Annotated in this window: 1 protein-coding gene and 1 pseudogene; both read left to right on the top strand. The window is 74.0% G+C overall.

Features of this window, described 5'->3' with window-relative positions; genetic code table 11:
* Positions 1-232: pseudogene (locus QMZ92_RS35865) on the top strand (hypothetical protein); the annotation flags it as partial.
* Positions 233-424: 192 nt separating this feature from the next.
* A partial coding sequence (locus tag QMZ92_RS35860; protein WP_283302128.1) for a sensor histidine kinase occupies positions 425-1,273 on the top strand: 849 nt, incomplete at its 3' end.

The following is a 1,273-nucleotide window of genomic DNA, read 5'->3' as shown; positions in this document are numbered from 1 at the left end:
CCAGGTCACCGACGACGGGCACGGCGGAGCAGACGCAACGGGCGGCGGCCTCGGAGGCCTGGCCGAAAGACTCCGAGCCGTCGACGGCCTCCTCGTCATCGACTCCCCCACCGGCGGACCCACAACCGTCACCGCGGAACTCCCCTGGCGCGACCGGGCCCCGCGCCGGGGCGGCGAGACCACCCGCACGGGCACCCGACCGGTGCGGCCGCGCTCGTCCTCCGGCGGCTGACGGCATGGCTCGGCACGCCCTCCGGCCCATGAGGACGGCCCGGCACGCCCTCCGACCGACGGGGTGGGGAAAACCCCCGGAGAACCCGGAGAAGGGCCCCCTGGTGCGGGCCCGGCGACACCGCGAGCCTTGAACGTGAGCACCGCGGCACCCGCGCACACCGCCGACCGGACGAGCAGAACGGACGACACGATGGCCACGGCACACCGATCCGGGACCCGGGTCCACAGCCTCCCCCCGGCGCTGCGGGCCCCGTTCGAGGGCCGCACCTGGCGCGAGTTCGGGTACCTCCTGCTGAGCCTGCCCCTCGGCGTCGTGTCCTTCGCCCTGGCGCTGTCGCTGACCGCGGCCGGCGCCGGGCTGGTGGTCACGTTCCTCGGGATCCCGGTCCTCGCCGGCGCGCTCGCCGTGTGCCGGGGCTTCGGCGCGGTGGAGCGCGCCCGTGCGCGGGCGCTGCTACGGCTCGACGTGGGAGATCCCGCGCCGGTACGGCCACGGAGCGACGGCGTGCTCGGCTGGATGGGCGCCGTGCTGAAGAGCGGGGTGTCCTGGCGGCACCTCCTCTACGCCCTGGTGCACATGCCATGGGCGGTCTTCGCCTTCTCGGTCTCCCTGTCCTTCTGGAGCTACGGCTGGTGCCTGCTGACGTATCCGCTGTGGCAGTGGGTCTTCCCCGTCTACGCGGGGATCGACGGGCTCCAGCTGTACGGCGACGGCACGCACAACGTCTACCTCGACTCCCCGTTCGAGCTCGCCGTGACGAGCGTGATCGGACTGCTGCTCACCCTGGTCGCGCCCTGGATCATCCGCGGTCTCGCCGCGGTGGACCGGCTCCTCGTCACCGGGCTGCTCGGCCCCTCCCGGCTGGAGGGCCGCATCGTGGAGCTGGAGTCCGGCCGCGGTGTCGTCGTGGACACCGCAGCCGCCGACCTGCGGCGCATCGAACGCGATCTGCACGACGGCGCCCAGGCCAGGCTCGTCGCCCTCGCCATGGGCCTCGGACTCGCCAAGGAGAAACTGCCGGACGACCCCGACGCGGCC

Origin of the sequence: Streptomyces sp. HNM0645 (assembly GCF_030056615.1) — a bacterium.
Taxonomy (GTDB): Bacteria; Actinomycetota; Actinomycetes; order Streptomycetales; family Streptomycetaceae; genus Streptomyces; species Streptomyces marianii.
Note: the sequence above shows the minus strand (reverse complement) of the source record. Positions and strands in the feature narration are given on the sequence as shown.